This window comes from Bacillus tuaregi (genome assembly GCF_900104575.1).
Classification (GTDB): Bacteria; Bacillota; Bacilli; order Bacillales; family Cytobacillaceae; genus Bacillus_BD; species Bacillus_BD tuaregi.
Genome location: NZ_LT629722.1, coordinates 1 through 2379 on the forward strand (window position 1 = coordinate 1; position 2379 = coordinate 2379).

Annotated in this window: 3 protein-coding genes; all 3 read right to left on the reverse strand. The window is 38.0% G+C overall.

Annotated features, from left to right (window positions below; all coding sequences use genetic code 11):
- Positions 1-88: 88 nt before the first annotated feature.
- On the reverse strand, positions 89-1669 hold the full coding sequence (tnpC, locus tag BQ5321_RS00525; protein WP_071392719.1) for an IS66 family transposase: 1581 nt from the start codon (positions 1667-1669) through the stop codon (positions 89-91).
- An 81-nt stretch (positions 1670-1750) separates the two neighbouring features.
- Positions 1751-2104, reverse strand: coding sequence for an IS66 family insertion sequence element accessory protein TnpB (gene tnpB, locus BQ5321_RS00530; protein ID WP_200798700.1), 354 nt, complete (start codon positions 2102-2104; stop codon positions 1751-1753).
- Positions 2101-2292 (reverse strand): hypothetical protein, encoded by a 192-nt coding sequence (locus tag BQ5321_RS00535; protein WP_071392721.1) that lies wholly within the window; start codon positions 2290-2292, stop codon positions 2101-2103. The genes tnpB and BQ5321_RS00535 overlap by 4 nt, the downstream gene beginning before the upstream one ends.
- Positions 2293-2379: the final 87 nt, after the last annotated feature.

The following is a 2379-nucleotide window of genomic DNA, read 5'->3' on the forward strand; positions in this document are numbered from 1 at the left end:
AGTAAGCCCGAATTATAAAAATAAGCGCACCTTTCCGGTATGCATGACAAATAGCCGTATATCATGACTTTTTTTGTCAGATGTACGGCTATTTCATGTTAATTCCACATTCAGCTTGGATCATTTTTGACCAAGGCATATATTGATTTAAAATATCCGATTGTTGATAGATATCTAGATTAGGTAAATCCGTCAGTAACTTCAATAGATAGCGATAAAAATCCACACCATTTGCTTTTGCAGTTTCTGCAATACTTAAACAGATGGCATTGGCCTTTGCGCCAGCCTCACTTACTGAGTGGATCCAGTTCTTTCGGCCCACTACACTTGGACGGATGGCATTTTCAGCTGGATTATTATCAATTTCAATACGACCATCCATCAAAAATGCTTTTAAACCATTCGCTCTGTTTAAGGTATATTCTGCTGCCTTCGCAAGCGCATTTTTGCCGAAGAATGGGGATTTTTCAACCCAGTCTAGAAATTCCTCAAGGATTGGCCTTGAGTATTTTTGTCGTTTTTTTCTGCGCTTACTTGGAGACAAGTGTTTGAATTGCCTTTCCAATCGATATAATTCATCGCAATATTTTACACCGATATGTCCGTTTTTGCTCTCCACTTTTAACCAATAGCGACGAACGTGCGCAAGGCAATTGGCGAAAGTGACACCTTCAATTTTGTCATAGGCAGAATAACCATCACAAATAATCGTTCCGGAAAATCCTTTAATGAAATTTTCAAGAACAGATCGACCACGTGATAATGAACTTTGAAATAGAGTTATTATTGGTCCTTGACTCGGCACACTTCGAAATACCCAATTATAAGCATTGGTTTGTCCAGATTTCCCATCGGATCGATTGATAATTTGTGCATATGTTTCATCGACATGCATGAGCGATTTAGACATCATTAAATGCTTCATATTCTCGTAAATAGGCAATAGCCAATCATGCGATGCACGAATAACCCAATTTGAAAGGTTCTTATCATTAGTACTCAGACCAGAACGATCCCATTCCTTTACCTGTCGGTATAGTGGTAAGTATAGTGAAAACTTATCATGTATTACTTTGGCAAGAACGCTTGGACCAGCGATACTACGTTGAATGGGAGGTTGCGGTGCTTTTCCACGTTTTATTTGCGCTTTTTGAGATAGATCACTTTTACAATTCTTACATTCATATGCATGCTCAATATGTTGTATTTTCTTCATTCTGGCAGGAATAAATTCAGCCTCTTCACGTACGATTGAACTGCCTATTTCAATCATTTGGTCTTGGCAACAGTCACAAGTCGTATTTTCCGGATGATGGTGGATAGCTTCTACTTCAATGCCATCATGCAGTGAATCATTTCGTTTTTTCTTTTGAACTTTTCGTACAACAGTATAAGAAATAGTCTGTTGGCTTTGTTCTTCTGTGTGCTCAGGTTCGCTAAAAACCGGGTCATCATCAAATAACGTACCTTGCCCGTCTGGTGCGTTATATTTCGTTTTTTCAGTTTTTGATCCATATAAAAGCTTAGTTAAATGGCGTACTTGATCGGTTAATGCTTCAATCTGTTTCGATAATTCTTTGTTTTGTTGATTTGAATGAGCCAACTGCTCTTCAAGCAGCCGAATTATTTTCTCGTTCTGATTTTCATTCGTAGAAGAAGCTTTCACCATATCATTCACCACTTTCCGTTCGTTTTCGTTCTTATTATTATAACCAGTTCGAACGTGGAGATAAAGAAAAAATAATAGTGTTTAAAAAGTTCCTTTTTCCGATGATTGAATAGCTTTTGGTTGCTGAATAGCTAAGCCTTCGAGCAGCCACCTGAGCTGTTTTTGGGATAGATTACGTACTGCTTGTTCATCTTTAGGCCATTGTAACTTCCCATTATCTAAACGCTTATAGAGAAGGGCAAAACCATCTCCATCAAAATATAAACATTTATATCTATCTTTCTTCCATCCGGAAAAAAGAAATATCGAATCCCCATAAGGATCTAATTCAAGAGAATCTTGAACCAGGGCAGCTAATCCGTCAATGCCCTTTCTCATATCCGTTTTTCCACAAACAATATAGATATTTTTCACATCCGTATAATCATGTTTCACCAATGCTTCAACTCCCTCATGATTGTTAGGATGATGTGCTCGTCTACACCATTATAAAAGAGGATTTCCGCATTTGCCGTTTTGATTGTGCAGATGCTAGAGGAAGAGCTGGTTGGTGGTGACACGGAGTTACTTTTATTTTCAGGAAGAAGTGTAACGGGAACAATAGTCAGTTTTTGATCTGGCATATGAAAAGCACCTCCCTTTAATATTGATATGATCATATTACAGGAGGTGCAGCTCTATTTATATGCGTCGTTTGAATACGGGCTTAC

What these genes read in the sequence shown, in the direction of transcription:
- tnpC (WP_071392719.1), bottom strand. Translation starts at nt 1,669, where the DNA reads ATGGTGAAAGCTTCTTCTACGAATGAAAATCAGAACGAGAAAATAATT.
- BQ5321_RS00535 (WP_071392721.1), bottom strand. Translation starts at nt 2,292, where the DNA reads ATGCCAGATCAAAAACTGACTATTGTTCCCGTTACACTTCTTCCTGAA.